The organism is Magnetospirillum sp. 15-1, assembly GCF_900184795.1.
Lineage (GTDB): Bacteria > Pseudomonadota > Alphaproteobacteria > Rhodospirillales > Magnetospirillaceae > Phaeospirillum.
The window spans coordinates 141794-167380 of the sequence record NZ_FXXN01000024.1 but is presented as its reverse complement, the minus strand read 5'-3'; the positions used below and the strand labels follow the sequence as shown (position 1 = coordinate 167380).

Sequence of the window (25587 nt, the reverse complement as noted above, 5' to 3'; positions counted from 1 at the left end):
GAACGACCATGGGCCAGAAGGCTGCGCGCCGCGAGAAATTAGCGGCAATCCGGGACCGGGTCTGGGCGATCATCGCCGCACCCGAAGCCCACTCCCTGATGTCGCGGGAGCGGGCCCTCGATTCCCTCGGTTATCTGTGGGAGATCGAGAAGGACGGCGGCAGCGCCCTGCTGGTCCTGTGACATGAACCGGCCCGTCCCCTTGTGGGGGCGGGCCAATTCGTGTCCGCTCTATAGCGTGATGCCCAAAATGTGTATCACGCTATAGGCCTTATCATTTTCCCTCGCCGGGCGGGCGCATCCGCGCCCTTGGCCGCGCCCTCAACGGGCGCTGGAGCGGCCCGCCTCATATTTGAGGCGCGCCGCTCTCATGGACCGTGCCGGTTCGCTCGCTCAGCGCGGGCCGCAGCGGCGGGCCATGCGGGCGCGGGTCTCGGCCTCGTCGGCGCAGTCGCGGCAATGCTTGGCATAGGGATTGGCCTGCAGGCGCTCGGCCTCGATCTCTTCGTTGCAGGCGCGGCAGATGCCGGTGGAAAGCGCCGATTCCGTCCGCTCCAAGACCGCCTGGATGGCGGCGGCGTTCAGCATGTCGGTACGTTCGGCTGCCAGATCGATATCGTCCATTCCCCACACTCCACAGTGTTGCCCAACCCGCCATATGGTGGCAGGAGGCGCGGGGGTAATCAATATCTATGATGGATATCTATTCGGTCGGCTTGGGTATCCAGGTGAGGACGGCGGGGCCGTCTTCCTGGTTGCACAGTTCCGCCAGCTTGGCGGCCGAAACGCGGAGCGGCATGGTGCCGTTGATGGACAGCAGGCCCTTGCGGACCAGCTTCCAGCCCACCGAAACACAGGCGGTCGGCGGAACGTTATCGGCGACCAGGGCCAGCATGGCGCCGTTGCGCTCGGTGCGGATGGTGCCGCCGAACACGTGGGGAATGGTTCCCCCGCCGTTGCGGGCGGCGGCTTCCATCTGCTCGGCGAAGGCTTCCGGCGTCGCCGCCGCATTACCGCCCAAAGTATGGGGGCGCATCATCACGGCGGCGGCCCCCAGGACAGCCACCACCACGGCGATACCGGCCAGGGCCAGCAGTTTCGCCTTGCCGCCACCCGACTTTCCCGCCGGCTTTCGCGGGGCAGGGGCCTGGATGAACGGTTTGGAGTGGGTTGCCGATGTGGTGGCCATGACGCGATCCCGCCTTCTGTCGGGTGATATTAAGAATCACATCATGACAGGGATTGCTTAAAGCAAGGTTGATGCTGGAACGGAGTCCGAAAAGGACAAAGGCCCCAGGTTTCCCTGGGGCCTTTGATGGTGGGCGGTACTGGGATTGAACCAGTGACCCCTACGATGTCAACGTAGTGCTCTCCCGCTGAGCTAACCGCCCTTGTCTTCCCGTCCGTCCCGTTTGGTTGGGCCCGGCCGAGGGACGTTCTTTTAGCGTCGTTCTTCGGGCATTGCAAGCCCTTCTGAAATGCCTGCACAATGGAAAATGAAGCAGGGCGAAAGTCGCCGTTTTCCGCGAGCGGGGTATGACACGAGCCGGCCGATTTGCTAAGAAGGGCGGGCAAGCCATGGATACCGTGCCCGCCGAGATCATGAATGACGATGCCGCCGTGCTGAGGGTGTTCGAGCCGCCCCGGCAAACGGTGCCGCTCGTTTTCGCCTCGCCCCATTCCGGACGCGACTATCCCGCCGAATTCGTGGCCCAGTCGCGGCTCGACGCCCGCATGCTGCGCCGTTCCGAGGACAGCTTCGTGGACGAGCTGTATTCCGGAGTGGTCGGGCTGGGGGCGCCGCTGATCGCCGCCCTGTTCCCGCGGGCTTATTGCGATCCCAACCGCGAGCCCTACGAACTGGACCCCGCCATGTTCTCCGGCACGCTGCCCGATCACGCCAATACCCGCAGCCCCCGTGTCCTGGCCGGGCTGGGGACCATCGCCCGCGTGGTGGCCAGCGGTGCCGAGATTTATGCCGGGCGCCTGCCGGTGGCCGAGGCCGAGAGTCGCATCGCCCGTTGCTACCGTCCCTATCACCGCCGGCTGCAGGGATTGGTGGAGGCCACCCGCAAGGCCTTCGGCTGGTCGCTGCTGGTGGATTGCCATTCCATGCCGTCGGTGGGTGGTCCCATGGACCGTGATTCCGGCCTGAGCCGGGTGGAGGTGGTGCTGGGCGATTGCTTCGCCGCCGCCTGCTCGCCGCTGTTCACCCAGGTGGCAGAGGATACCTTCTCCCATCTGGGCTATCGGGTGGTGCGCAACGCGCCCTATGCAGGCGGTTTCACCACCCGGCATTACGGCCAGCCCCGCCAGGGCAGCCATGCCCTGCAGATCGAGATCAACCGCGCCCTGTACATGGACGAGGCCAACCATTGCCACGGCCCCGATTTCGATCGGGTGCGGGGCGACCTGGAAAAGGTGGCGGCGGCCCTGGCCGCGGCGGCCGGGGAGTTCGGTCGCGCATGAGAGGTCCCAGCACTCCGCTTTCCGTGGAAATCCGCGATGCCACCGACGACGACATGGCGGCGATTCAGTCCATCTACTCCTTCTATGTGTCGCGCAGCGCCGCCTCGTTCGAGGAGGAGGTGCCGTCCGTCGACGAAATGAAGGCCCGCCGCGCCGCCATCGCGGCGCGCGGCCTGCCGTATCTGGTGGCGGTGGAGGAGGGCGAGGTGCTGGGCTATACCTATGCCGGGCCGTTCCGCCAGCGCTCGGCCTATCGCTACACGGTGGAGGATTCCATCTACGTGGCGCCCTTCGTGGCGCGCCGGGGGATCGGCCGCGCCCTGCTCGCCGCCCTGATCGAGCGTTGTACCGAACTGGGTTATCGCCAGATGATCGCGGTGATCGGCGATTCCGCCAACCAGGGCTCCATCGGCGTGCACCGGAGCCTGGGATTCGGCCAGGAAGGGGTGCTGCGCGGGGTGGGGCTGAAATTCGGCCGTTGGGTGGACGTGGTGATCATGCACCGCACCCTGGGCGGCGACGACCGGCCGCTGCCCGACGGCGCCAAGGCGCCGCCCCTGCTGTCTTCCTCGGACCCCGAGCTTCCTTAGAGCGCCGCGCCTCAAATATGAGGCGCGGCGCTCTTGCCTTATCATATTGCCCCTCGCCGGGCGCGCGCCTCCGCGCGCTTGGCCGCCGCCTCAACGGCGGCTGGTCGCACCGTGCGCCAGATTTGGCGCTCGATGCTCTAATCCTCGACGGCGGGAAGCCCCAGGACCAGCTTCACCAGTTCGGCCTGACGCGCCGTGCCGGTCTTGACGAAGACCTGCTTGAGATAGCTGCGTGCCGTCGACACCGTGACCTCGGACAGGCCGGCGGCCTCCTCCACCGAGTGGCCGAGGGCCAGGGAATGGGTCAGGCGCGCCTCGGACGGCGTGAGATCGAGCAGCCGCGCCAATTGCTCCGGCGGAACCAGGGGCAGGTCGTCGGGATCGCCGATATAAAGGGCGGCCCGTGATCCGGGCAGGGGGCTGATCAGCACCGACAGGGAGCGCTTCAGCGACGGCCGGGTGATGGACAGGGCCGCCGTTCCCCCGCCGGTCAGGATTTCGGTTACGGCGCGGTGAAGGGCGGCCGATTCGGCGGCGGAGGCGGCCCGGACCTGCCGCCCGCCGGCCAGCAGCAACCCATCCTCGGCGGCGCACAGGGCGGCGCCGCGACGGTTCATGAACAGGGCATGGCCGGTGGCGTCCACCACCACCACACCCACCGGCAGGCGATCGAGGGCGGCCTCGCCCATGGACGGCGGCTGCTCGGGCGGGCGGCGGGCGGCCAAGGCCTCGACGATGCCCTCGGCCAGCAGAAAGGCCGGGCAGGGCTTGGTGAAGAAGCGGAACATATCGGCGCGGTTGATGGCGTCGATGGCGGTGCGCAGGTCGGCGGTGCCGGTCAGCATGATGTAGGCGGCGTCGGGCGCTACCTCGCGCATGGCCACCACCATGTCGATCCCGGTCATGCCCGGCATCTTCATGTCGGAGACCACCACGTCGAAGGGCTGGGCCCGCATGGCGTCCAGCGCCGCCGTCGGGTCGGAGACGAACTCCATTTCCCAGCGCTCCTCATGCTTGTGCATGCCGCGCCGCAATCCCTGGAGGACACGGACTTCGTCGTCGACGAACAGGATGCGCGGCTTGGTTGGCATGGTCGGCCCCGAACGCTATGCGTCGAGTATGGGCGGGGTTCCCGCCGGCTGCAACCGTCAGCCCAGGGGCAGCCGCAGGGTGAAGGCGGTGCCGCCGGCGGCATCGCTCTGGACGGCTATGGTGCCGGCATGCAGGTCGACGATCCGCTTGACCAAATACAGGCCCAGACCGACGCCGCAGACCCGGTCGGTCCGGGTGGAGCGGTAGTATTTCGCGAAGATCTTGTCGTGTTCGTCGGCCGGAATTCCCGGCCCCCGGTCGCGGATGACGATCTCGGCCTGATCGAGGTGGCGACGCATGGTCACGCGGACCGGACTGTGGGCGGGAGAGAACTTCAGCGCATTGTCGACGAGATTGGAAATGGCGATGGCCAGCAGATTGCGGTCGCCGGTCACCGACACGCCCGGCTCCATGTCCATGTCCAGGCAGCGGGCGTCGGCGGAGAACAGATCGGCCGAGTAGGCTTCCTCCACCAGGGGGCCCAAATCGAACCGTTTGGCGTCGAGCGGGCAGACCGATGAATCCAGGCGTTCCTCGTTGAGGTACTCGTTGATCAGGTTCGACATCCGTCCGAGGGCACGGTGAATCTTCGCCACCTCTTCCCCCAGTTCCTCGTGGTCGCGCCCATAGATGGCGATGAGTTGGGCGGCTCCGGCGATGGTGGAGAGCGGGCCGCGGAACTCGTGGGAGACCATGGACAGGAAATTTCTTTGCTCCTCCATGGAACGCAGAACCGCCTCGGCGGCGTTTTCGGCCTTTTTCTTGCTCTCCTCCAACTGGACGGTCTTTTCCCTTACCCGTGCATCCAGATTTTCGTTGGCGGATTGCAGGTTGGCCTCGACGATCTTCATGCTGCCGATGGCGTCGCGCAGCCGCGTCGCCATGTCCGAGAAGCTGCCCTTCAGGGCGTCCAGTTCATCGCCGGGTGGCGTACCTCCATCACCGGCATCGGGGTGTCCCAGGTCGTCGAGCACGCCCTGGACCTCGCGCTTCAGCGGTGCCAGACGGCTGGTCACCAGTATATGGATCAGCCAGCCCATGAAGCCGGCCACCAGGAAGGTCTTGATCGCGTTGCCGTACAGAATCTCGGCGGTCAGGGTGAAGACCGCCAGGTAGATGGCGTCGATGCCGGCGACCACGCCCAGGGTGCCCAGGGTCTGCCGGCCGGTACTGGTCTGACGTTCCAGGGAGAATGTCCGGCCGATGGCGTGGGCCGAGACATTGTGTCCCCGCGACCACACCTTGCCCTCCGGAGTGGCGATGGTGGCCTCCTGGACATGGGGCATGCTGGTCAAGGCCTGCAGCGCCAGATTGATCTGGGCCTCGTTGAAGGTCCAGACGCTTTCGGCAATGGAGGGCAGCAGGACGTCGATTCCGTCCAATTGCCGCTCCACCGCCGACTGCCGGTCGGTGAACTCGTTGGTCAGCTGGAGGATGCTGATGATCAGGGTGATCACCGAGCTGAAGACGATGGTGTAAAGGGTGATGCGCCGTCCCAGGGGGCGGGTGTTCCGGCGTTTGAGAGCGTTGAAAGGAAGCATCTTCAAACGTGGCTCTTGATCGCGGCAGCCAATGGGAGGGTGGGCTAAGCCTATCGATATATACCAGAGATGCTGCTTTCCCGCCCAGTCCCCAAGAGGAGAAAAAAAGCCGCTGGGTTGCCCCAGCGGCTTGAGTTTAGGGAGGAAAGCTGCGGCTAAACCAACCCATTGAATTCCTTGATATACGCCAATTATTGGGGGATAGTGTGGGGGGAAACGTGGGGGAAAGTGCTGTGGCCTCTGGAATCCGCCAAGGAAAAATACCTTATCTGGTCAAAATTCGAGGCGTATATCATTACGAGAGAGATTTTGACCAAAAGATACGCGGGCTGGTGGAGTTTGAGGGGAGGCTCCTCGGCCGACGGGTTCGAAAGTCATTTAGTACCAGCGAACAATCTCGTGCATTGCTCGGTTATACGGGCATTCATCTAACCATCGAAAAGGCCATTGAGGAGGCATGGAAAAGAACCAAGCCACCAAGGCGTCGAGTTTCCGAGATGGGGGTTGACGACATCTTGGGTGGGCTTTCGATACAATTTAAAACCGGTAAAATTGGCGGCACGGTTGATGACTTGATCGCTAATTTCGAAGCAACCCAATACGTTGAACTTTCTCCTCAGCTACGTAATAAGTTCCACGATCTTGCCATTGCTGCGGCCCGTTCGGCGGTGCGGGAGATGATGGTTAGTTTAAACTTCAATCCCGCCATCATTGCGGCTGGCAATTTTATTGATTCAAACCCCGATAGGGCTGCCCCACTTGCCAAAATCGTCTCTCTTAAAGACGCAATTGAAAAATTTAAAAGCAATCCTGAGCGGCAAGAATTGGCATCGTCGAATATCACAAATTATAGCACAATATGCGACGTTATTTTGGAGACTCTCGGGGGCAATACAAATGTCGCCTACATCAACCGCGATGATATCATTAGAGTCCGTGAGATAATCCGTTATTTGCCAGCAAATGCAAAAGAGAATCCAGCATTTTTTGGAATGACATATGAAGATATTTCAAAAATTATTAGGAGGGAGGTTGATGAGATAAAGTCAGAATCTGAGAAAGATGAAATCGGTGAGGATGACTTGCTTGATGCTATTCAGGGCCTTGGTGTTTTGAAAATTTCAACAATAAACAAATATCTAACAAACATGGGGACGGTTTTTGAGTTTTTTAGGGTGAATGGTTGGGTTCCATTGAATCCTGCTGAAAGAATTAAGTTGAACGACAGTGGGTATCAATCAATCCGGGAGGCTTTTCCAGACGAAATGTTGGTCAAGCTATTTAACTGTAAATATAACTTTGATGGGATTGGCTGGTTGCCGTATCTCGCATTGTATCATGGGATGCGTGGAAACGAACTGGCACAACTTGATGTAACTGATGTTGTTCAAGAGGATGGGGTGTGGTGCTTCAATGTGTCTCCAAGCATTCGGGTGTCGCATCTTATAGCCTTGTCAAAGACTGTGAAAAATAAGAAGCCGCGATTTGTCCCGATACACTCTCGGGCAATTGAGCGTGGGTTTCTTGATTACGTGGAGTCCAGAAGGGCAGGGGGGAAGTCGAAGATATTTGATGCGACAAAAATTAAGAGCGGAAACTATCTAACATCTCTGGCAAGTCAGATTGATGAAATCTTGGCCCCGGTCAAATCGCCACAGCATACATTGCATTCATTTCGGCATAATTTCGCCCAGCGGGCTGAACAAGTCATGGAAGACTCAATGTTAAAGACCTTGGGAGGTTGGTCTATGTCTAAGTCGGCGGATGAACGCTATAAGAAGGGGATACCCGTAAGCCATTTAAAGCAAGAGATCGAAAAAATAGTTTTTCCCGTATAATAATCTAACCATACTATTTGGCACCGCCCAGAGCCTTTGCCATCGCCAGAACCTGATCCCGGACCTTGGGGTCATTGATGCTGAAATAGGCCCGTACCAATTCGAGGGTTTCCCGCTTTGTCATGGGATTGTCGTCAGCGACATCGATTGCCTTGGTGACATTGCCACGGATCACCTCGACCGGCGATGCTGCCTGGGCAGTATCAGAGATTTCCTCAAAAAAGTAGCCAACCCGGACATCCAGAACACGGGATAGGTCGAACAGCCTGGATGCTCCGACCCGATTGGCCCCACGTTCGTATTTCTGGACCTGCTGGAAGGTCAGCCCAAGGCATTCACCAAGCTTCTCCTGGCTCATGCCAAGCAGGGTCCGACGAAGCCGAATGCGGGCACCGACATGGACATCAATGGGATTGGCACTGCCGTCGTCCAATCGGCCACGGGTGGACCGACCAGCCTTCTTGGCGACCTTGGCAGGCTTGGGGGCGGTTGCGGGCTTGGCACTCTTACGTGGCGGCATGGTGGTCTTTTCCTTACGAGGATGGCTTCGCCCATCTTGATGTCGGATAAACATGAGCAGGAGCCGCGTCATGAGCGACGCCCGTGTCGCTACTGGCATCGGGAATCGTTTCTGATTTTGGTTTATGTCGAGAAATTCCAAGCCCAAATTTTACGGCCATTCTTGATCGGTGAGCAGCATAGTTTGGAGCAACCATGGGATAATCAGCAGGCAAATCCCACTTCATGCGGTATCCCTCTATGGATAATCCATGCCCCCGATTCAGGTGACGCTTCATCAATTTTTGATGACTTCCACATTCAAGGCAGATCACAGATTCCTCCGTTACCGACCTTTTAATCGATACGGCAGGCTTCTGGCTTTCAGTCGGTGCTGCAACCGGTGTGATGGTTGCTTTCAAAGACGAATAAACGGACTTGATCAGGTTCGGAATTTCTGTGACCGCCAGGGTGTTGCTGCCCAGGTAGGCGGCTACAATCTTGGTGGTCAGAGCCTTGATGTCATCGGCCATTGATGGTGTCCTTGAGGGTCTTTCCGGCGGTAAATTTGGCAGACTTGCTGGCCGCGATGGTGAGGGTCTTGCCAGTTTGCGGATTCCTGCCTTGACGGGCAGGACGGGCAGAAACCGAGAAAGACCCGAAGCCAACAAGACGCACGTCATCGCCCGATTTCATGGCGGCGGTGATGGCTTCGAATACGGCGTCGATAGCACTTGCCGCGTCGGCCTTGGTCATGTTGGCACCATCGGCGACGGCGGCGATCAATTCGGACTTGTTCATGTGCCCCTCCCTACCAAACAAAAACGGAATGACTAACAGCCATCATTTATCAAACGGATTCACTCAGATATCGGCAAGGTAAACAGGAAAGTCGAGCCGCCTGAAGGTGATTGCTCGACCCAAATCTCGCCCCCGTGCCGCTCGACAATCTTCTTGCAGACAGAAAGACCGATCCCTGTTCCCTCGTATATCTCTCGGGTATGAAGTCGCTTGAAAAGCAGAAAAATTCGGTCGAAGTATTCTGGTGCGATCCCGATACCATTATCTTGAACAGAGAAGGTCGCCTTCTCATTATCGAGATGAACAGACACGACAACGTGTGGTCTTATCCCCTCTTTTCGATATTTGATGGCATTCCCAATTAGGTTTTGGAAAAGCCGATCTAATTGGTGGCCATCCCCAACCACCATGAGCGAAGCATCCACATCGACGACCACGTGTGCATCACACTCGGAAATGGCTGTCCCAAGATTTCTCACGGCACGGGAAATGGCATCACCGATCCGCATCGGAACCAGTGGTTCTCCCTGTCTATCAATTCTGGAGAATGCAAGCAGGTCCAGAACCATCGCATCCATTCGCCGGGCACCGTCGCGGACGAAGCCAATAAATTCATGCCCATCTGCGTCAAAGTGATGTCCGTAGCGGCGTTCAATCAGGTCAACATAGCTGCTGATCATACGGAGTGGCTCACGAAGATCATGGGATGCGACGTAGGCAAATTGCTCAAGTTCAGCGTTGGATGCCGCCAAATCCTTACAGGCAATTCCCAGTTTTTCTTCGCTCTCCCGTCTGACAGAGACATCAAAACAATAGCCGACATACCCGAGAAATTCGCCGGACTGGTTTTGAATTGGGATTCCGTAATCTACGATCCAACCGTATTCGCCACAGGCACGCTTGATGCGGTATTCCATGTCGAACGGCTGACGAAGTGCGAAGGCATCAAGATAAATTTTCAAGCAGCGATCAAAATCATCAGGATGGACACCTTCCGCCCATCCGTTCCCCATCTCTTGCTCCATTGTCCTGCCGGTATAGGCGAGCCAAGCGGGGTTGAACCAATTGCATTTGGCATCAAGACCAGCACGCCAGATCAGAATCGGGGCAGCTTTTAGGAGTTCGAGATCAGGCCAGCCTGTGTTTGCAACAATCATGGCCGTCCTCCGCCTTCACACCGATCAAATGCTACCAAAGATTTATATCTTTCATCAACCTCAAGCAAAATGGTCCGGAGATTTAGCACCTTCCATTGTGCACCGATCCCCAACGGACTCCTCCTTCACCCGGAGGATTCCTGCCTCCAATCCCGCAGCAATCACCGTATCCGAAATGGCATCCTTGATTTCATCAGGCAGAATTATTGCGGCCCTCCATGAGCCATCTGGTGCCCGATATTTCGGCAAGGATACCTTGGTGCTTTTGCCATCCGCTCGAACTTGGACACCTTGAATGACCATCACGACTCCATCGAAGACGACTTCAACATCAGCCAAGGCACGCAGCTTTCCTGCATTCATGAGATGAGTGATGTGGATTGCTGATACCGTGACCGAAGTGGTGTCCGTAGTCGGATTTGCGTTCAAGATTTTCACCATATGGGCGAGAAGTTCATCCTGTACGTCTTGATGGCACAGGGCGAATGCGATAGCGTTTCAATGTGGCATCCTCTCAATGCGGCCACATCTGGATGGACCCTCCCCCGTAACCCAAATCCATCCAGTACGATCCGGCGGTGGGGTTCTCGCCAGTTCGCCACCGCCGATCTGCTTTACGGCTCGTTCCGAATCCCAGGCTCAGCAACGAAGAACTCCGGGTCTTCCAGGGTACGGATAGAGACCATCAGTGTTTCATGCTGGTTCACCAACCGGGCATGTGGCACGCCATCAACCGCCGTCCAAAGCCGAGATACCTCCCACACCTTTCTGGTCTGGTCGTTCGACTTTTTGAACCGATCTCCGACCTGGATGGGTGGAGGTTTTCGTCCGAATAACGCCATGATCGCCCAGCCCCACGCCCGAAATTATACCGCCGTGTCGCGAACTGCCTGGAGGTGCCCAAAGAACTTTCGATCTTCCGACAGCATGTGTTTCGCCACCACGTCGTAGGCCAGAAAATTGAAAAGGTCGCCCAAGGCCAGTTCACCGGATGCGAAATTTTCCACCAATTCTCCTGCTCGGTCGATTAGCCCTTGGTGGATTTGGGCATGCTCATCTGCTCCTGGATACCCGATGGAACGAAAAGCTGCTTCTTCATCCCGGAAATGCTCCAGCAGGTCCATCACAAGAGATTCAATCTGGGGAAGAACTTCATCTTTGGGCCGTTCGCCAATCACTGAAGTCAGGAGATTGTTTGCGTGCTCGAATAGGTTCCGGTGCTGTGCATCAATTGCGGCAAGGCCAGACTCATAGGTGCTCCGCCAGACCAGACGGAGAAACGAGAGATCGAGAAGCTCGGCCTCATCAGCTTCATCAGCCTCGCAGGCATCGGTTATAACTCGATTTCGCCCACCTTCCTTTGCTGCGTAAAGAGCGGCATCAGAACGGCAAAGCCATGATTCCCAGGTTTCGTTCTCTCGATATTCAGCGACACCGAAACTGGCAGTAATGTGCCCGGCAACTGGAAAATCGTAGGCCATAACCGCCTTGCGGATTCGTTCCGCAAGCAGAATTGCGATCATCAGGCCGCTGTTCGGTGTGACGATTACGAACTCTTCACCGCCCCAGCGTCCAAGTAGATCGGTGGAACGCATACATTTTTGGGCGATATCGCAAAATGACTTGAGAACTTCGTCGCCGACAGCATGGCCGTAGCCGTCATTGATCCGCTTGAAGTGGTCTAGATCAATGAAGATCAGTGAAACAGGATGGCCATATCGCGAATTTCGGAGCATTTCCTGTCGGACTGATTCTTCGATCCTGCTGCGGCTCCAAGCCCCGGTCAGAGTGTCATGCCGGGCCAAGTGCTCCAGTTCCTCTCGGGCGGCAACAAGTTCGGCATTCGATGCGGCAAGTGCCTCAACAGCTTTGGTCAGTTCCAGGTTTAAAACTTCGAGTTCATGGCTGCGTTCGGCCAGATGCTGTTCCGCGATCTTGCGTTCGGTAATATCAGAAACGACGCAGACCAGACCTGCATGCCCATCTTTGTAAGCGGGCATATGACTGGCAGTCAGTTGCCCCCAAAATGCGGTACCATTCGACCGCCAATAATGCCGCTCCAAGTTGACGTTGGGCCGATCCTGGATCAGATGATCAGCCATGTTTTTTCGGGCTGCTTCCTGCTCTCCGGGATCAACCAGATCAACGTATTCCATGCCAATCAGCGATTCCAATGGCATCATGAACATTTCCGCCATCCGTTGGTTGGCCGCACCAATCCGGCCACTGGAATCGATGGTAAAAATGGCCACACTGGAATTGTCGAAAATCAGCCGCAGGAGGCCCTCTTTGTCACGTAGGGTTTCCTCGGCTTCACGTCGTTCAGTGATGTCCGTGTACAGGGTTATGAATCCACCGCTCGGCAGTGGCTGGCCTGAAATCTCCAGAATGGTTCCATCAGGCCGAATACGCTCGAATTGGTGCGGCTTCATAGCCATGGCTCTCTGGACGACCTGCCCAGCGAGTTCCGCCGGGTCACCTGGGCCATATTCACCGCGTTGTGCGTTGAACAGGGCCAGGGATTTCATTGAAGGCAGGCTGCCTTCAAACAGTGTGGCAGGAAAATCCAGCAGCCGTCTGAACAGGCCGTTGCAGGCAATCATTTCCAGATTCTGATCGAACAGCGTTACGCCGCACGGAAGGTGGTCGATGATCGACTGGATGATGTGCTGGCATTCCGGGGACTTGGCAAGCACCAGCAGGTGACCAAGGTCGCCGATTTCAGCACGTTGATCTCGACAGCCACAAGTCATCTCAGTTTCCGGTCACGGCAGGAGCAGGCATAGGTAATTCTATCAAAAGTATGATAGTTTCCCGCCCTGCAGGTCAATCACTTGGAATCCGAGAGTGGGTGACCGTCACAAGTAATTTCAATTGCTGTGAAAAATAAACAGACCCGCTGTTTCCAAGCAAATTTCGCGTTACAAATCGTAAAAATTATCGCGGCATTGTGTGCCTTTTCGAGAGATTTTCTGGGAAGGGTGCCCGTTTCATCGATTATCATCCAGAGTCACGGTTTCAAAGGGAGGAAACCTCTTCCACGCAAGCGATCAGATTTCTGGGGCATTTAGCCTTTCAAATGGTCTGGTTGCCCTGGAGCAGGTCGGTGAAAACGGTAATCTGCCTATGACAGCGACATAGAGTTCCAGTGACGGCAACAAAAAGACCGCATAGAGCCGCTAAGGCAGACGTATGACATTTGGTATTGAATGGCATTTGACGCCAAAACTTCGCATGTTACCATCAGGAACGATTTGCCCGTCTTGGTGGTGAAGTGAGGTGCGGCGATGCGAACAACTACCTATTTTCGTGGCCCATTTGAAGAAACCATGGCTCTGCTTGATGAAGCACGGACCTTCATGATGGAGGGCGAATGGCGGGATCGGCAAAAAGTAGATGGTATTAGGGGGCTTCGGATAACCAATGAGGCTTTTCGGTTAACAAGCCGCCTGACACAAGTTATGTCGTGGTTGATGTTCCAGCGTGCAGTTTATGACGGTGAGATTTCTGCAGAATACGCGATGAAAGAACAATTTAGGCTATCTGGGCACGATGTGTGCTTGGACATATCGCATTGTAATGATTCCGTTATTTCCGATGATTTGCGATCACTATTGAATCGTTCGCACAAACTTTTTCTGCGGATCGAGCGGCTGGAATCAAGTTTTGTTCGCACTGCATTGCGTCAATACCCATCCTCAAACAACGACAAAGTAGGCGATGCCCTATCTGGTCAGTAACCTTCGTCAACCGGCCACCGACATGGCGTCCGAGTTTTTCGTCCGAATATCGCCATGTTCGCCTGATCAGCCTACCTGCGTTCATTCCGCTGAATCGTGGGTCGTCCAGAGGTCACAAATTATTTTTCAACGCCGAAGCCAAGGTCGTGTCCTCCTGGTGCAGCCGGATGATCATATCGGGAATCAACCCGTCCAGAATAGTCCGAGCTTCGCTCAGATCAGCGTTATCGCAGATCGCAGTATGCAGCCGCATAAAGGTTCGGCGAGCTTCATTGTGGGTGTTCAAATGGCGGGAAGAATCATGGAATTCAGCCACGCGGTCGAACAGACTTTCTTCGCGGGCAAGGTGCTGTAACGCTGCCTCCAGAAATTCACCCGCTGAAATTTGAGCAGCCTCCAGCATCCGAGCTTCAACAGCAGTCGCAACAGCATCGAGCAGATGAAATAGGTGCCGGTGACCGGCATCTATCTCGGCCACGCCCAGGTTCATCGTGTCCTGCCAACGTAATCGCATGGCATTGTGCCCTTAGAAATTCCATCGAAAGTATAATAGACCTGCTGATCAACGGGTCAATCGGTCGAACACTGGATATTGCCCGAGCCCGTGCTCACGATGTAATGTTCTTGCCATGTTCTCGCAGAATCAAAATACGCCGCTACCCCCAGGCACATGTCAGCCATCGTCCCGTGGCTTCGCACCATCCGACGCCACAGCACCGATCTATTCCGCCCTGGTGGCTGCCGGATTTCCCTCCCCCGCCGACGACCACCTGGAGGGCAAGCTCGATCTTCACGAGTTGATGGTCAAACGACCGGCTTCGACCTTTTTTTGCAAGGCGGATGGTGACAGCATGACCGGTGCAGGCATCCATAGTGGTGACCTGCTGGTGGTGGATCGTTCAGTACAGCCCCATGACGGCGACATTGTCGTGGCGACCCTGGACGGTGGCTTGACGGTGAAGACCCTGCGGAAGGTCGCGGATGGTTGGGAACTTGCTTCGGCCAACCCGGACTATCCCAGCTTCCCGGTCGATCCTGATGATGGCGTCCAAATATGGGGCGTCGTCACCTTTGCCGTGTCGTCCCTGACCAAGCGGTGATCAGTCATGGCGGTCTACGCCCTGGTGGACTGCAACAATTTTTACGTCTCATGCGAGCGGGCATTCAACCCTGCCCTTGAAGGCAAGCCGGTAATCGTCATGTCCAACAATGACGGCTGTGCCGTGGCCCGTTCCGCTGAAGCCAAGGCCATTGGCGTCGGTATGGGCGAACCCGCCTTCAAACTCAGGCATCTGGTCGATAGCCATGGCTTGATCATGCTGTCCTCGAACTACGCCTTGTACGGCGACATGTCGGAACGGGTCATGTCGGTGCTGGCGACATTCTCACCGGGGGCCGAGGTCTACAGCATCGACGAATGCTTTCTGGATTTGGATGGCATGCCAGTGGCTGACCTCACGGCATGGTCCCAACAGGTGAGGGCCACAGTGCGACGTTGGACCGGCATTCCCGTGTCGGTCGGGATTGGCACCACCAAGACCCTGGCGAAACTGGCCAACAGGCTGGCAAAGAAATCCAAGAAGGCGAATGGCGTGCTCGATCTGAGCCGTGATTCCCGATGGATAGAGGCCGCCCTCCAGCAGACCCCAGTCGGTGACGTGTGGGGCATCGGCCGCCAGTATGCAGCCCACTGTGGCGTGAATGGCATCCGAACCGCCTATGACCTGACTTTGCAGTCAGATGGATGGATCAAGAAGACCATGGGAGCGGTCGGCCTTCGCACCGTGATGGAACTGCGAGGAACGCCGGTTCACACCCTGGACACCGCCCCATCGGACAAACACACCACCTGCTGCTCCAGGTCATTTGGTGAAACCGTCACCGATTTCCAGCAGGTCCATGATGCGGTAATGACTTTTGCCAGCAGGGCTTCGGAGAAAATTCGTTCTCAAGGACTGGTGTCCGGTGCTGTGCAGGTGTTCGCCTATACCGACAGGTTCCGCCCCGACCAGCCACAGTTTTCACTGAACTCGATGATCCGTCTGTCGCCACCGACATCATCCACGCCGCACATCATTGGGGCGGCCCTGAAGGGGCTGAAATCAGCGTGGCGTGACGGCTACGAGTATAAGAAGGCAGGCGTGATCATGCTCGATTTGGTCCGACCCGAGGACATTCCCCGCGACCTGTTTTCACCACCACCCGAATCAAGGGCACGGCCAACGGCGTTGATGGCTGCGGTTGACGGGATCAACAGCAAGTTGGGCAAGGGGGCTGTCGGGTACGGGCTGGCACCGAAGGATGCACCGTGGAAGATGCGGTGCGGCAACCGGTCGCCGAGCTACACCACTAACTGGGATGACCTGCCCGTGGTGAAGGCTTGAATCCTGTCCCAAGGCTGACACGCACCTCATGCGTCAGACCATTCGACGGGATTGGGGGGCAAAACCAGCACCGGACGGTTATCGCAAGGACCTCCCTTGACCGCACATCCCCGACGATAAATAACACGACCATCCTTTCGGACGTACTTTGTGTCTCGCCGCCAGTGACCGCACTTGGGAGTGCCCGTGCCTGTGCCCGCATGGCTTCGGCCTTCGACTGGACGGTGCCTCACGATGGTTTGCCCTGGTCTGATAACCCTGTAGGGGGGGAGTGGCCGTTTGCCATGCTTCTTGCGAGACTTTTGCGTAGATTCATTGACATCAATTAAGTCTGCATAGATGGTCGGCTGCTGAATATATGACAACACCCCAACGACGTACCTGATATCATAGGCTGGATCAAATGCTATCGTGACATCATTGCTTACCTGTATCGAATACTCGAAAACACTCCCAAGCACATTTACTGTAGCAGTGTATATGACGGCAAGCTCACCATCAGAACACTTGCCGCAGCATAGTAATGCCAGTGTGTTTCCGCTTTCCTTCCTGATTATGTTTACGAGCTTCCCCACGTTAAGGAGCGTCACGTCATGAATTTTATGAAAATCAAGATCGCACCTTATCTCAATATCTAGCTCGGCCGGAAACACGAATGGAACAGCATCAACTACGAGTTCCGCACCTTGATCAAAATTCTTAGCCGCATATTTGCGGAACTCATCAATGAATCGAAGATGCTTTTCGATGCCGATTGAAACACTCATGCTTGCCCCCCGTAGCTGTAGCTGTACCCATACAGGTAGGGCTTTTGGAGGTTCATCCATTCACTCCAAAACTGATCGATACTAACAGTTGTCAGACGTTCTGCCTCTGATCGAAAGATGTCCTGCACAGCAGCATCATCTCCGCTAGTCATTTTGGACTGCCGCTGCCACCGGACACATTCACAAGCAATGTGTCCAGCGACAGCGTTTGCTGCTCACCGCTCAAACCAACTTGAAACCACATTAAGAACTTCGTTCTTGAAATCTGGCTTGGTCATCTTGCGGACTTCATCGGCGGTGTAGGACAATTGATGCCCGCTATCTACTTCATCGTAGTCATCGTCTTCCCACTTGCTAACTGACAATTCGAAAGTATGTTTTCCGGTTAACACGCGTTCCATGTCGTGTGCATCAGACCATACTTGTTCGACATACACGCGTGTCACTTCATTAATTCCGAAATTGTCTCCTTCATCATAAAGCGTGCCTCGACCACTCTCTCCGCCACTTACAATGAACAATTCACCGCCAATGACGCAATACACAGGACCAATGGCACACTCACCGTCCCATGAGTAATAGTCATACCTTGCTTCAATTTTAGGTGTTGGGACGTGATCAGTTAGCCAACAGACCCAATCAACGTTGGTTCCGTCACCTTCAAATCTGGCTAGAACATCATCCTCACCATCATCCTTTAATTCGACAGTTACCCATTTCATCCCATCGTCTTCATCCACCGATTCACAAGAAACTTCCCGACTGATCGCTTTGGCAATCATATCAATATCACCAATACTGTACGGGTACGCTCGGGCTGTGAGGCCCTGCATCCAGACCGGATTTATCGCCCCGCACAAACACTTCCTGTTTGACGGGTCGTTTTCGTAATAGACGTAGAACCGGCTCGATTTCATTTTTCAACACTCCGCTTACGCCTTAAAGCCTATCATCACATTTGATGAAGCACGCTTTGTTGGCAAGATTGCAACGTCACATATGGTAAGAAGCTATTTGCACATTCGTCAAACAAAAAGCGACAATGTAAATCATTGTTATAATCAAGATTAATGATACAAAATCTCCACCTCGATCATGAAAATATTTTTATACAAGCAGCCTTTGTGATCGACCATTGCAACCTGAATGATATGTGCGGCATATAGTTAGGCAGTATTTGCGGCTTGAAAAAATATTTTCATGGTGAAATTCTTGATTTTTTAGCGTGCTGGCGGTGCAGCAGGCTGACGCAGCATCCACGAAAACATGAATTGCGGTGCACTCATCGAGCGACTTAACGCTGAATTACTAGATAGCATAATTTAATGCGACAAAAAGCCCATAGCTAAACATGATTGAAATGCGTTAACTCACTCTGATATGTTTTGAATGGAGATTGCGTATTAATGTATGTCGCAGGCGTATCATGGAAAGCCACTACGAAGCACACAAACCATCAGTTGCCTCGAAACAAATCTCCAAAATGTCTCCAGGTAGACATTTTGAAGAAGACCCGCCACGCATCGATAACGATGAAGAATGGGAAGAACTGATTGAAGATATGGTGCTTCAGTTTGAGCCGTTTTATGAGGCAAAAACAAACACCGATGAAAACGCGATTAATCGCGTCATGTCAGCCTATCGCATCGTGTTGAAGGCGTTGAGCGACCCTGAAGGATTTGACGTTCGCTGCACCCACATCAAGGTCAAGGTTCCAAAGGCGGATGTTCAGAACCCTGTCTTTCACAGAGCCATCGAGTTCAACCTTGCTACCATTGCCAAACGCAAGAGCGTCCCCTTCAACAAGCGGGCGGTCAAAGACACCATCACCTGTTATTCGCGGGTGTGCCATTGGCTCCACACCCGGCAGCCGCCGTTGCTGGAAAACTCAGCACGGGACCAACTTACAACCGTCGGCATCAACGCGATTGAGAAGTTGTGGCTTCAAGAGAACAAGAAGGCCGACGCCCCCAAGCCCAGGAAGCCCACCTTGCCCAAGAAGGTGGTCCAAGAGGTATGGGATGCGATCAAGGATTTGCCACCGCCCAGCCCTGGTCATCGGTCCATCAGCTTTACTTCGAAGCAAGCTGTGCGGAATTATCTCGACGGTGTAGACGGGGACGAAGAGGCGACCAGTGAGGATACGGAACCGGTTGATGTGGTTGGCGAACGTGGTTTCATACCCGCTGGGTTCACTCTTGATAAGTTCCTGACTAAAGAAAATTTCAAAAAAAACCCAGAATATCTGGTGTTGTTCCCCATCTACCCATTCTTGATAGGGTTTTGCGACCACAACTTGGCACTAAATTGTTATGAAGGGCACAATGAATACCGCACCCGTGGCGACGACATTTTGAAACGCACAGGGGGCAGTCCGATTAGTTGCTATATGGTTTCAGATGAAGACAACAGCATTTATGAAGACCATATGGAAACCGTCGTTGGTTGGCTGAACGATAACTACGAGTCGATTAAGCCTAGTGGAAGCCCACCGCCGTCAGGAGATGACAACGGGCATTCAGATGTGACCAGCGATGAATGCGACGATACTGACCCTGACGACGATCCTCCGCCTTCAGGCGGCGAAGAGGCCCCAGCGACTGATCTGGAGAATGATTCGGATGATGTCTCGGTAACCGGCAATCCTTCCCCTGGCAAGAATGGTGAGGAAGACAATTACCCTCCCGAACCTACCGAGGTCGAGAAAGCCATTGCGGGTGCGTCCAATCTGCTAATGAAAATCATAAACGAGTTACCTGAAACAGATTTTGAAGACGTGAATGAACTGGTTGAGCACTACAAGAGCGAGATCGTTTCACGGGACGACGTTTTAAATGCACTAAGAGAAGGAACTCAGACAGGATTGATATTTTTTACAGACGGAAGTGTGATTGGAACAGTTAATCTGCATAACTGGCTGCTGCACGACTTTAGGCGTGCTGCCTTCTACGCAGATTTTGTCGCCCGCTTTACGTATAATGTGAAGATGGCTAACGCATTTATCCATGCAGCAAGCAAGCTCAAACTAATTTACGACGAACATGATGAAGATGACTTATTGGGTGGGCGGACCATTCAATTTAGCGACCCCCGTGTTAGCCTACTCGCCCAGAAGAACCCTAAAATCCTTGCCAAACTTCGCACCAATGGAAAGCATATGGCTGAATTTGAAGTGGCATCTAATCGTGACTGCGTTTACCACAAATTATTAGGTGAAGACCGATGTGGGGGCGATTGCGTGGGAACGACAAAATTCGTGAAGATGTTTCCCTCGCTTTCCAAGGCGAAGAAATTCTGCGACAGCCTGTCTGAATTTAATTCCTACGCTGTCTACAAGGTAATGGACGCCACAACGCCCTTTGAAGATATCATGGATATGAATGAAGACGAGTCAGGGACAACATCGGTGATAAAAACTGCTTACGCTCAATTCCGTGAGAACCATTGTCAGTTAGAATATAAATGTGGCTATTATGAGGCTGATGCGACCGATAGCCCCTACCGCTTCTAAGTTTCAATGGTGACGACTTGAAATTGCACCTAATATGTATGGCTTGTTTTGGAATCATGGCAGCGATAGGATGCTTCAAGATTTCCGAAAGCCCATACCCCAAATAGGTTGGAGTTCACTACATGTCGTTTTTAGACAAACTGAAAGCCGCACCAGCCCCAACCCGCGTTCCTGCCGTGTCTAAGAACACCCCAGTCACCCGGTTTGTCAAAAAGGTGCGTGAGCAGCAAGAAATGGTCCAGGCCGCCATCGACGGCGGAGAGATCAATACTCGCACGGCTTGGTTTGTGAAGTCCGGCGATGCCTACCGTTTCAAGATTCTCCGTTCGCCATTGTCAGTCGATGGAACCGAATGGTTCGAGGCTTCCAGCCTCAGCGACCTGAAGGCCCTTTACCAGGGATTGATCGACGCGGCGAATGGCGGCGACGAAAAGCTGGTTGCCCTGATCTACGAGCGTTCTGAGCTTGATAAGGTTGCTGCTGAGAAAAAGGGCATCGGCCGCAAAAAGAAGTAATTAGACATCTCACCAAATAGCCCCGGCAGAGAAATTTGCCGGGGCTTTCTCATGCGTAACATTCAAACAGATCAGAAACAAACTCACACCATCGAACTGATAAATACCAGTTTGATGGTGAAACTTGATGGCGATATTTAGATACCCAGGGGGCAAAGAGAGGGGCAAAAAGACAATTGCTTCCTTCATCCCTGATGATGTGGATGAAGTGATCTCACCATTCCTCGGTGGCGGTGCAGTCGAACTGGACCTGGGCCAACGCGGTATCCTGGTGCATGGATTTGATGTGTTCGCCCCACTCGCGAACTGCTGGCAGCAAATCAAGTTTGATGCTGGTGCTGTCGCCGATGCTGCACGGAAGTTCCATCCCATGGACCGGAATGGGTTCGACCAGCTTCAGAAATCCTATTTCGACATCCCCGATCCGGTTATGCAGGCTGGTGCCTACTTCGCACTCAATCGGGCTTCATATTCTGGTCTGACATTTTCAGGTGGCTACTCTGGGGAAAGATTCACCACATCCTGTATCAACAAACTGGCACGAACCACGATCCCCAATATCAGCATCCAGCAGGCCGACTTCACAACCAGCCTGTCGCGGCACCCCGACACCTTCGTATACGCCGATCCGCCATACCTTCTGACCCACGAAAAATCCAACCTCTATGGATTCAAAGGTGATGCTCATCGGTATTTCGACCATGGTCGGTTGGCTGATGTCCTTCGGTCGCGACCAGGGTGCTGGTTGTTGTCATATAACGACGCCCCGGCAGTACGTCGTCTCTATGAAGGGTTCGCAATGGTCGCTGCTTCCTGGACCTATGGAACCGGCAAGGTTGGGGCTGAGCTATTGGTATTTTCCCATGACCTGGCCGACGCAGTAGGCATGACCCCATTGGGTCGCCGGTTCGAAAGTTCATGGCATCGTGATGATGAGGGATTGATCCAGGTCGCCTGATTGATCAGTCGCGTCGATGATGTGCATTCCAGCATCCGTGGCTTTGCTCCGAAGCAATAAATCATAGTCTGCAAAATCGAAAGAAACCGCACTCATCATGAAATAGGTATTTCACAACGAGTTGCAATTTACTCCATATTTTTCAATGGGGTGGCCTTGGCCGATTTATTCGCGGCTGCTATACTCGTTTTAAAGTTATCTACTGCTTTAATTTTATGACGAGTTGGCGATCATGGCAGGCAAGCAGGCAAAGGTTCTCACTGCGACCCAAATCTCGACCGTTTTGCTTCATCTTGGATCGACCCGTCATGCCGCACGAGATCGGGTGATGTTCCTGCTGTCGGCCAAGGCCGGATTTCGTGCCAAGGAAATTGCCATGGTCGAATGGAGCATGGTGCTGACCGCGACCGGCGAGGTCGGGGATGTCATTCATCTCGAAGATCGGGCCACCAAGCGGTCATCGGGAAGGTCGGTCCCAATGAACAAGGAACTGCGGTCGGCCCTGGTTGATCTGCATGGAAAGGGAATTCGTGGTGCTGACCATCCCGTGATCTTCAGTGAGCGTGGGATAGGCATGACGCCGAATACGGTCGTCGCGTGGTTCTCAAGATTGTATCAGCGGCTGGGTTTTCTTGGGTGCTCGTCGCATTCGGGAAGAAGGACATTCGTCACCACGGCGGCCAAGAAGGTCGCCATGGCCGGTGGTAGTTTGAGGGATGTCCAGCAATTGGTCGGCCATGCCAGCTTGGCGATGACGGCCAGATACATTGAGGGCGATTCCGACGCAAAGAGGAAATTGGTCAACTTGATCTGATCACTGCCGCAGTTGGCCGTGGGAATCGTTCGGGGGCGGGATGATCAGTCCTGCCCCGGCAACGAGGTGCCCGACAATCGATTAGTCGGACACGAACTGAACCTCGTTGGGCTTCAACGCCAGCACCGGGATGGGGTTGGGACATTTCCCGCCCTTCACCGGGTAGGGACGCTTGTGGACGATCCGCCCATTCTTCTTTGCGTAGGTGCAGCCAGGGTTCCAGTGGGGTGACTTTGGAACGCCCTTTCCCCGGCCCTTGAATTTTTCACTGCTCTCACTGTCGGCCTCAACCTTGGTGCCACCCGCTGCGTCACCTTTGCGGTAATGCATGACGGTCTGACCAGGGCGGATCACCCGATATGCAGGCAGGGGCCTCTTGCCTCTGTCGGCCCGAGCCTTCTGAACATAAGGGCTTGGATCGATATAATCCGCGTGGATTGTCGGTTCGGACAGAAACTGAAGTTGGCCGTAGATAACACCTAATTGGAGCTTTACAGCATCCAAACCTCCTCCCAACAAAAATGGGTCAAACGAAATATTGGTGTAAACGCAGGTATCTCCCCATTTAATCGTGCAAGATAATGAATTCACCCAAACGCGACCCTTCGTATAAAACGAGACTTCAATCGTCATGTCAGTTGACTGCCTAACGACCGTAATGTTTTCGGCTGTTAGCGTTCCGTCACCAGAAATCTCCACAAGCAGCAACTCGTTTGATGGAAGATCAACCCAACGATCAGGGTATGTATGATAATTTTCGTGCGGCATCATATACGGAATGTAATCGCCACATTCAGAATGTGCGTTACGGAACGATTTAATCATATTGATGTGCCGGTCAATGTCGATACTCACGATCCTCACTCCAGTAAATGCATGAAGATCATATCAACCACACTTGAATGCGTCAAGTAGCACGGTTAATGTTATCTGTATAAAGTCAATAGACTTTTTTATAATCTTGTAAATCCACGTTGGAAATCAGAGCGATAAATCAAAAAACTTTTTTCATCAGCATTCCAGGCAAATTCATTGAAACTAAGATATTTGAAAGTGGTAGGACAAAAAAGGACGCAAGAATCATTCGGGGCAGGTTGATCACCAACCTGCCCCGGTAACGCGATCCGATGTCAGCTACTCGACCTTGTTGCGACGGTGCCTCGCCTTGATCTTGGCAGCCTCCAGAGGTTCATCGAGTTCACCGGCCTTCACGGCAGTGGCGATCTGTTCCAACACCTTGATGGCATCGGCATTGGCTTTACCGGCGACAATCGTATTGGGCATCCCCTGTCCCTGAAGTTCGACAGGCGTCCTGCCGTAACGAATTTCCAGCAGCAGGTTACCGTCTTTGGCCGACCGCCAGAACCAGGGCTGGGGCGGACGACTGATGCTCTGCCGGGTATTGCCATCTTCGGCACCCTTGCGATAACGGACCCGTTCGACCGTGTAGTTCGGATTTTTCAAAAGTTCGATCTGGTGAAAGATGCCGTCCAAAGCAATCTGTCGAGGGGACTTCTTGCGAGATTCGGAAACCAGAATCTTCTTTTCGTCGGAAAACTTAAGCTGCAACATAATAGCCTCCATACGTTAACCTTGAAAGCATGATAAGGCCGTAATTAATAAAGGCCAATATAGCGGCATTAATATATTTCATGATATGGCCGCACGGCCACATGATGCCAATTAATCAAATCACACATACAGACATACGGCGATGCGTTGCTGCATTGACGCATCAGTGCTGGACTTCGCTGGAGATTGTTAGGTCTGACAGGTGACCGCATTTAGCGTCACATTAAGATGATGACAAGCCACGTGCAGTAAATTGCCGGATTAATCTGACATCAATCATGATGGATATAAGCTGGATATTCAGGGGACTACTTGCTATCAGCAAATAACAAACAAATTGCCGATTCATGTTAGCCCATTCGAAAATGGCTTCGTCGAGGCCATGAAACGCCTTCGGCTACTCCATATGAACCGGCTTGAGCCGCCATAGGCGTAGTCGATCTGATCCCCTGCCGGGGGCAGGGTGGTGTTGTGACGGAACGAAGTGACGAGTTGTCGGTGTTGGACCTGAACCACATGAGTTGAAATCCATGTTGACGCCGAAGGCGTCTTGGTTTTGGGACCAACGAAGGAAATGAGTTGTTCATTTTGTCATGACGCCGCAGGCGTCTTGGTCTTGGACAGACGAAAGGAGTGAGTTGTCGGTGTTGGATATGGCTAATCCGTGATTAGCTAAAGTGCGACTTAGTCTATATTGGATACCAACATAGACTAAGTCTAACTTTTTAGTCAACAATATAGACTAACTCAGGAGAGAACCCGAAACAAAGGACACATCATAACCATGTTTGAACTTGACTATTTTTGCGTATTTCGGGAAGAACCAAGAGATATCCCGAAAAAAGGACATAAATCACTGGCATTCAGTTCACGGTATCAGTTCAGCGGACTTATCGAAATTGATGGCATTGAGTACACCGTCAAATTCAGCAGCTACGATGACCTCAGCAAGCTGATCGATGGAACCTACAAATCAAAGGCATCATTTGTGGATATATATAAAATATACACAAAAGCTATCAGCCAGAATGCCAGAACGTATTTTAGCCCAGTTATCACCAAGCCCAAGGGTCGCTGTGGAAATTGGACCTTGCTTGGTCAGGACGATACAGCTTGCGTGCCGTATTTGGTTATGTCGATCCCCAGCCCAGGTCGGATCGAGGTGGATTTGATGGCGATGGACGTCAATGGAAAATTCACCCTCATCAAGACCTTGACCACCAAGCCGGGGGGAATCGTCATGCGAATGGGGTCGAAGATGCGTTGGGTCTGGCGTCGGGCCAAGGCGGTTCCAGCGATCAGTACCACATCGGACGCCGCATGATCATGAACGTGGTGTGG

General features: G+C 54.3%; 27 protein-coding genes and 1 tRNA gene. 12 read left to right on the top strand and 16 right to left on the bottom strand.

Annotated features, from left to right (window positions below):
- Positions 1–8: 8 nt before the first annotated feature.
- Positions 9–182, top strand: a complete 174-nt coding sequence (locus CP958_RS26365) for a hypothetical protein (RefSeq protein WP_170958950.1) — start codon at positions 9–11, stop codon at positions 180–182.
- Between the two features lie 210 nt (positions 183–392).
- Here CP958_RS26365 and CP958_RS11960 read toward each other — a convergent pair whose 3' ends face one another.
- The 3 genes from CP958_RS11960 to CP958_RS11950 form a co-directional block, all read right to left on the bottom strand.
- Positions 393–623 (bottom strand): TraR/DksA C4-type zinc finger protein, encoded by a 231-nt coding sequence (locus tag CP958_RS11960; protein ID WP_096702180.1) that lies wholly within the window; start codon positions 621–623, stop codon positions 393–395.
- 79 nt (positions 624–702) lie between these two features.
- A complete protein-coding gene (locus CP958_RS11955) occupies positions 703–1188 on the bottom strand; it encodes a hypothetical protein (protein ID WP_096702179.1) in 486 nt (161 codons plus the stop codon).
- A 127-nt stretch (positions 1189–1315) separates the two neighbouring features.
- Positions 1316–1390: transfer RNA gene (locus CP958_RS11950), tRNA-Val, on the bottom strand.
- A 187-nt stretch (positions 1391–1577) separates the two neighbouring features.
- Between CP958_RS11950 and CP958_RS11945 the strand changes: the two genes are divergently transcribed.
- Positions 1578–2468: an N-formylglutamate amidohydrolase gene (locus CP958_RS11945; protein ID WP_096702178.1), complete on the top strand. Its 891-nt coding sequence runs from the start codon at positions 1578–1580 to the stop codon at positions 2466–2468.
- Positions 2465–3058, top strand: a complete 594-nt coding sequence (locus CP958_RS11940) for a GNAT family N-acetyltransferase (RefSeq protein ID WP_096702177.1) — start codon at positions 2465–2467, stop codon at positions 3056–3058. The genes CP958_RS11945 and CP958_RS11940 overlap by 4 nt, the downstream gene beginning before the upstream one ends.
- Positions 3059–3195: 137 nt before the next feature.
- Here the strand turns inward: CP958_RS11940 and CP958_RS11935 are convergent, their stop codons facing one another.
- Positions 3196–4149 carry a response regulator gene (locus CP958_RS11935; RefSeq protein ID WP_096702176.1) on the bottom strand — a complete coding sequence of 318 codons (954 nt, stop codon included), beginning with the start codon at positions 4147–4149 and terminating at the stop codon, positions 3196–3198.
- A gap of 57 nt (positions 4150–4206) precedes the next feature.
- Positions 4207–5691 (bottom strand): ATP-binding protein, encoded by a 1485-nt coding sequence (locus CP958_RS11930; RefSeq protein WP_096702371.1) that lies wholly within the window; start codon positions 5689–5691, stop codon positions 4207–4209.
- A gap of 233 nt (positions 5692–5924) precedes the next feature.
- Here CP958_RS11930 and CP958_RS11925 point away from each other — a divergent pair, with 233 nt between their 5' ends.
- On the top strand, positions 5925–7529 hold the full coding sequence (locus CP958_RS11925) for a tyrosine-type recombinase/integrase (RefSeq protein WP_141400499.1): 1605 nt from the start codon (positions 5925–5927) through the stop codon (positions 7527–7529).
- Positions 7530–7542: 13 nt separating this feature from the next.
- On the opposite strand, the gene CP958_RS11920 is transcribed toward CP958_RS11925, so the two are convergent.
- The 6 genes from CP958_RS11920 to CP958_RS11890 form a co-directional block, all read right to left on the bottom strand.
- The gene (locus CP958_RS11920) at positions 7543–8049 is read right to left on the bottom strand and encodes a helix-turn-helix transcriptional regulator (protein WP_242442864.1); all 507 of its coding nucleotides are present in this window, start codon (positions 8047–8049) and stop codon (positions 7543–7545) included.
- Positions 8050–8062: 13 nt separating this feature from the next.
- Complete coding sequence (locus CP958_RS11915) at positions 8063–8560, bottom strand: MucR family transcriptional regulator (RefSeq protein WP_083763503.1); 498 nt, start codon at positions 8558–8560, stop codon at positions 8063–8065.
- On the bottom strand, positions 8550–8828 hold the full coding sequence (locus tag CP958_RS11910) for an HU family DNA-binding protein (RefSeq protein WP_096702174.1): 279 nt from the start codon (positions 8826–8828) through the stop codon (positions 8550–8552). The genes CP958_RS11915 and CP958_RS11910 overlap by 11 nt, the downstream gene beginning before the upstream one ends.
- Positions 8829–8887: 59 nt before the next feature.
- Positions 8888–9985 (bottom strand): PAS domain-containing sensor histidine kinase, encoded by a 1098-nt coding sequence (locus tag CP958_RS11905; RefSeq protein WP_096702173.1) that lies wholly within the window; start codon positions 9983–9985, stop codon positions 8888–8890.
- Between the two features lie 60 nt (positions 9986–10045).
- Positions 10046–10426 carry a hypothetical protein gene (locus tag CP958_RS11900; protein ID WP_096702172.1) on the bottom strand — a complete coding sequence of 127 codons (381 nt, stop codon included), beginning with the start codon at positions 10424–10426 and terminating at the stop codon, positions 10046–10048.
- A 425-nt stretch (positions 10427–10851) separates the two neighbouring features.
- Positions 10852–12738, bottom strand: a complete 1887-nt coding sequence (locus CP958_RS11890) for a diguanylate cyclase (RefSeq protein WP_242442863.1) — start codon at positions 12736–12738, stop codon at positions 10852–10854.
- 534 nt (positions 12739–13272) lie between these two features.
- On the opposite strand from CP958_RS11890, the gene CP958_RS11885 reads away from it, so the two are divergent.
- A complete protein-coding gene (locus CP958_RS11885) occupies positions 13273–13725 on the top strand; it encodes a DUF1465 family protein (RefSeq protein ID WP_096702171.1) in 453 nt (150 codons plus the stop codon).
- Positions 13726–13837: 112 nt separating this feature from the next.
- On the opposite strand, the gene CP958_RS11880 is transcribed toward CP958_RS11885, so the two are convergent.
- The gene (locus CP958_RS11880) at positions 13838–14215 is read right to left on the bottom strand and encodes a hemerythrin domain-containing protein (protein WP_141400498.1); all 378 of its coding nucleotides are present in this window, start codon (positions 14213–14215) and stop codon (positions 13838–13840) included.
- A 139-nt stretch (positions 14216–14354) separates the two neighbouring features.
- On the opposite strand from CP958_RS11880, the gene CP958_RS11875 reads away from it, so the two are divergent.
- Positions 14355–14825, top strand: coding sequence for a S24 family peptidase (locus CP958_RS11875; RefSeq protein WP_096702169.1), 471 nt, complete (start codon positions 14355–14357; stop codon positions 14823–14825).
- 6 nt (positions 14826–14831) lie between these two features.
- On the top strand, positions 14832–16109 hold the full coding sequence (locus CP958_RS11870) for a Y-family DNA polymerase (protein WP_096702168.1): 1278 nt from the start codon (positions 14832–14834) through the stop codon (positions 16107–16109).
- A 26-nt stretch (positions 16110–16135) separates the two neighbouring features.
- Here CP958_RS11870 and CP958_RS25910 read toward each other — a convergent pair whose 3' ends face one another.
- Positions 16136–16876 carry a hypothetical protein gene (locus CP958_RS25910; protein WP_141400497.1) on the bottom strand — a complete coding sequence of 247 codons (741 nt, stop codon included), beginning with the start codon at positions 16874–16876 and terminating at the stop codon, positions 16136–16138.
- A 215-nt stretch (positions 16877–17091) separates the two neighbouring features.
- Entirely contained in the window at positions 17092–17658 is a 567-nt protein-coding gene (locus tag CP958_RS25905; protein ID WP_141400496.1) for a hypothetical protein, read from the bottom strand.
- Between the two features lie 644 nt (positions 17659–18302).
- On the opposite strand from CP958_RS25905, the gene CP958_RS11865 reads away from it, so the two are divergent.
- The 4 genes from CP958_RS11865 to CP958_RS11850 all read left to right on the top strand — a co-directional run bounded on the left by CP958_RS11865 (position 18303) and on the right by CP958_RS11850 (position 22674).
- Positions 18303–20387, top strand: coding sequence for a hypothetical protein (locus tag CP958_RS11865; protein ID WP_141400495.1), 2085 nt, complete (start codon positions 18303–18305; stop codon positions 20385–20387).
- A 122-nt stretch (positions 20388–20509) separates the two neighbouring features.
- Positions 20510–20902, top strand: coding sequence for a hypothetical protein (locus CP958_RS11860; protein WP_096702166.1), 393 nt, complete (start codon positions 20510–20512; stop codon positions 20900–20902).
- 127 nt (positions 20903–21029) lie between these two features.
- The gene (locus CP958_RS11855) at positions 21030–21860 is read left to right on the top strand and encodes a DNA adenine methylase (protein ID WP_096702165.1); all 831 of its coding nucleotides are present in this window, start codon (positions 21030–21032) and stop codon (positions 21858–21860) included.
- Between the two features lie 232 nt (positions 21861–22092).
- Complete coding sequence (locus CP958_RS11850) at positions 22093–22674, top strand: site-specific integrase (protein WP_096702164.1); 582 nt, start codon at positions 22093–22095, stop codon at positions 22672–22674.
- 81 nt (positions 22675–22755) lie between these two features.
- Here the strand turns inward: CP958_RS11850 and CP958_RS25900 are convergent, their stop codons facing one another.
- Positions 22756–23529, bottom strand: coding sequence for a hypothetical protein (locus CP958_RS25900; RefSeq protein WP_141400494.1), 774 nt, complete (start codon positions 23527–23529; stop codon positions 22756–22758).
- Positions 23530–23808: 279 nt separating this feature from the next.
- On the bottom strand, positions 23809–24246 hold the full coding sequence (locus tag CP958_RS11840; protein ID WP_242442861.1) for a hypothetical protein: 438 nt from the start codon (positions 24244–24246) through the stop codon (positions 23809–23811).
- 784 nt (positions 24247–25030) lie between these two features.
- On the opposite strand from CP958_RS11840, the gene CP958_RS25895 reads away from it, so the two are divergent.
- A complete protein-coding gene (locus CP958_RS25895) occupies positions 25031–25570 on the top strand; it encodes a hypothetical protein (protein ID WP_141400493.1) in 540 nt (179 codons plus the stop codon).
- The last annotated feature ends 17 nt before the right edge of the window (positions 25571–25587 follow it).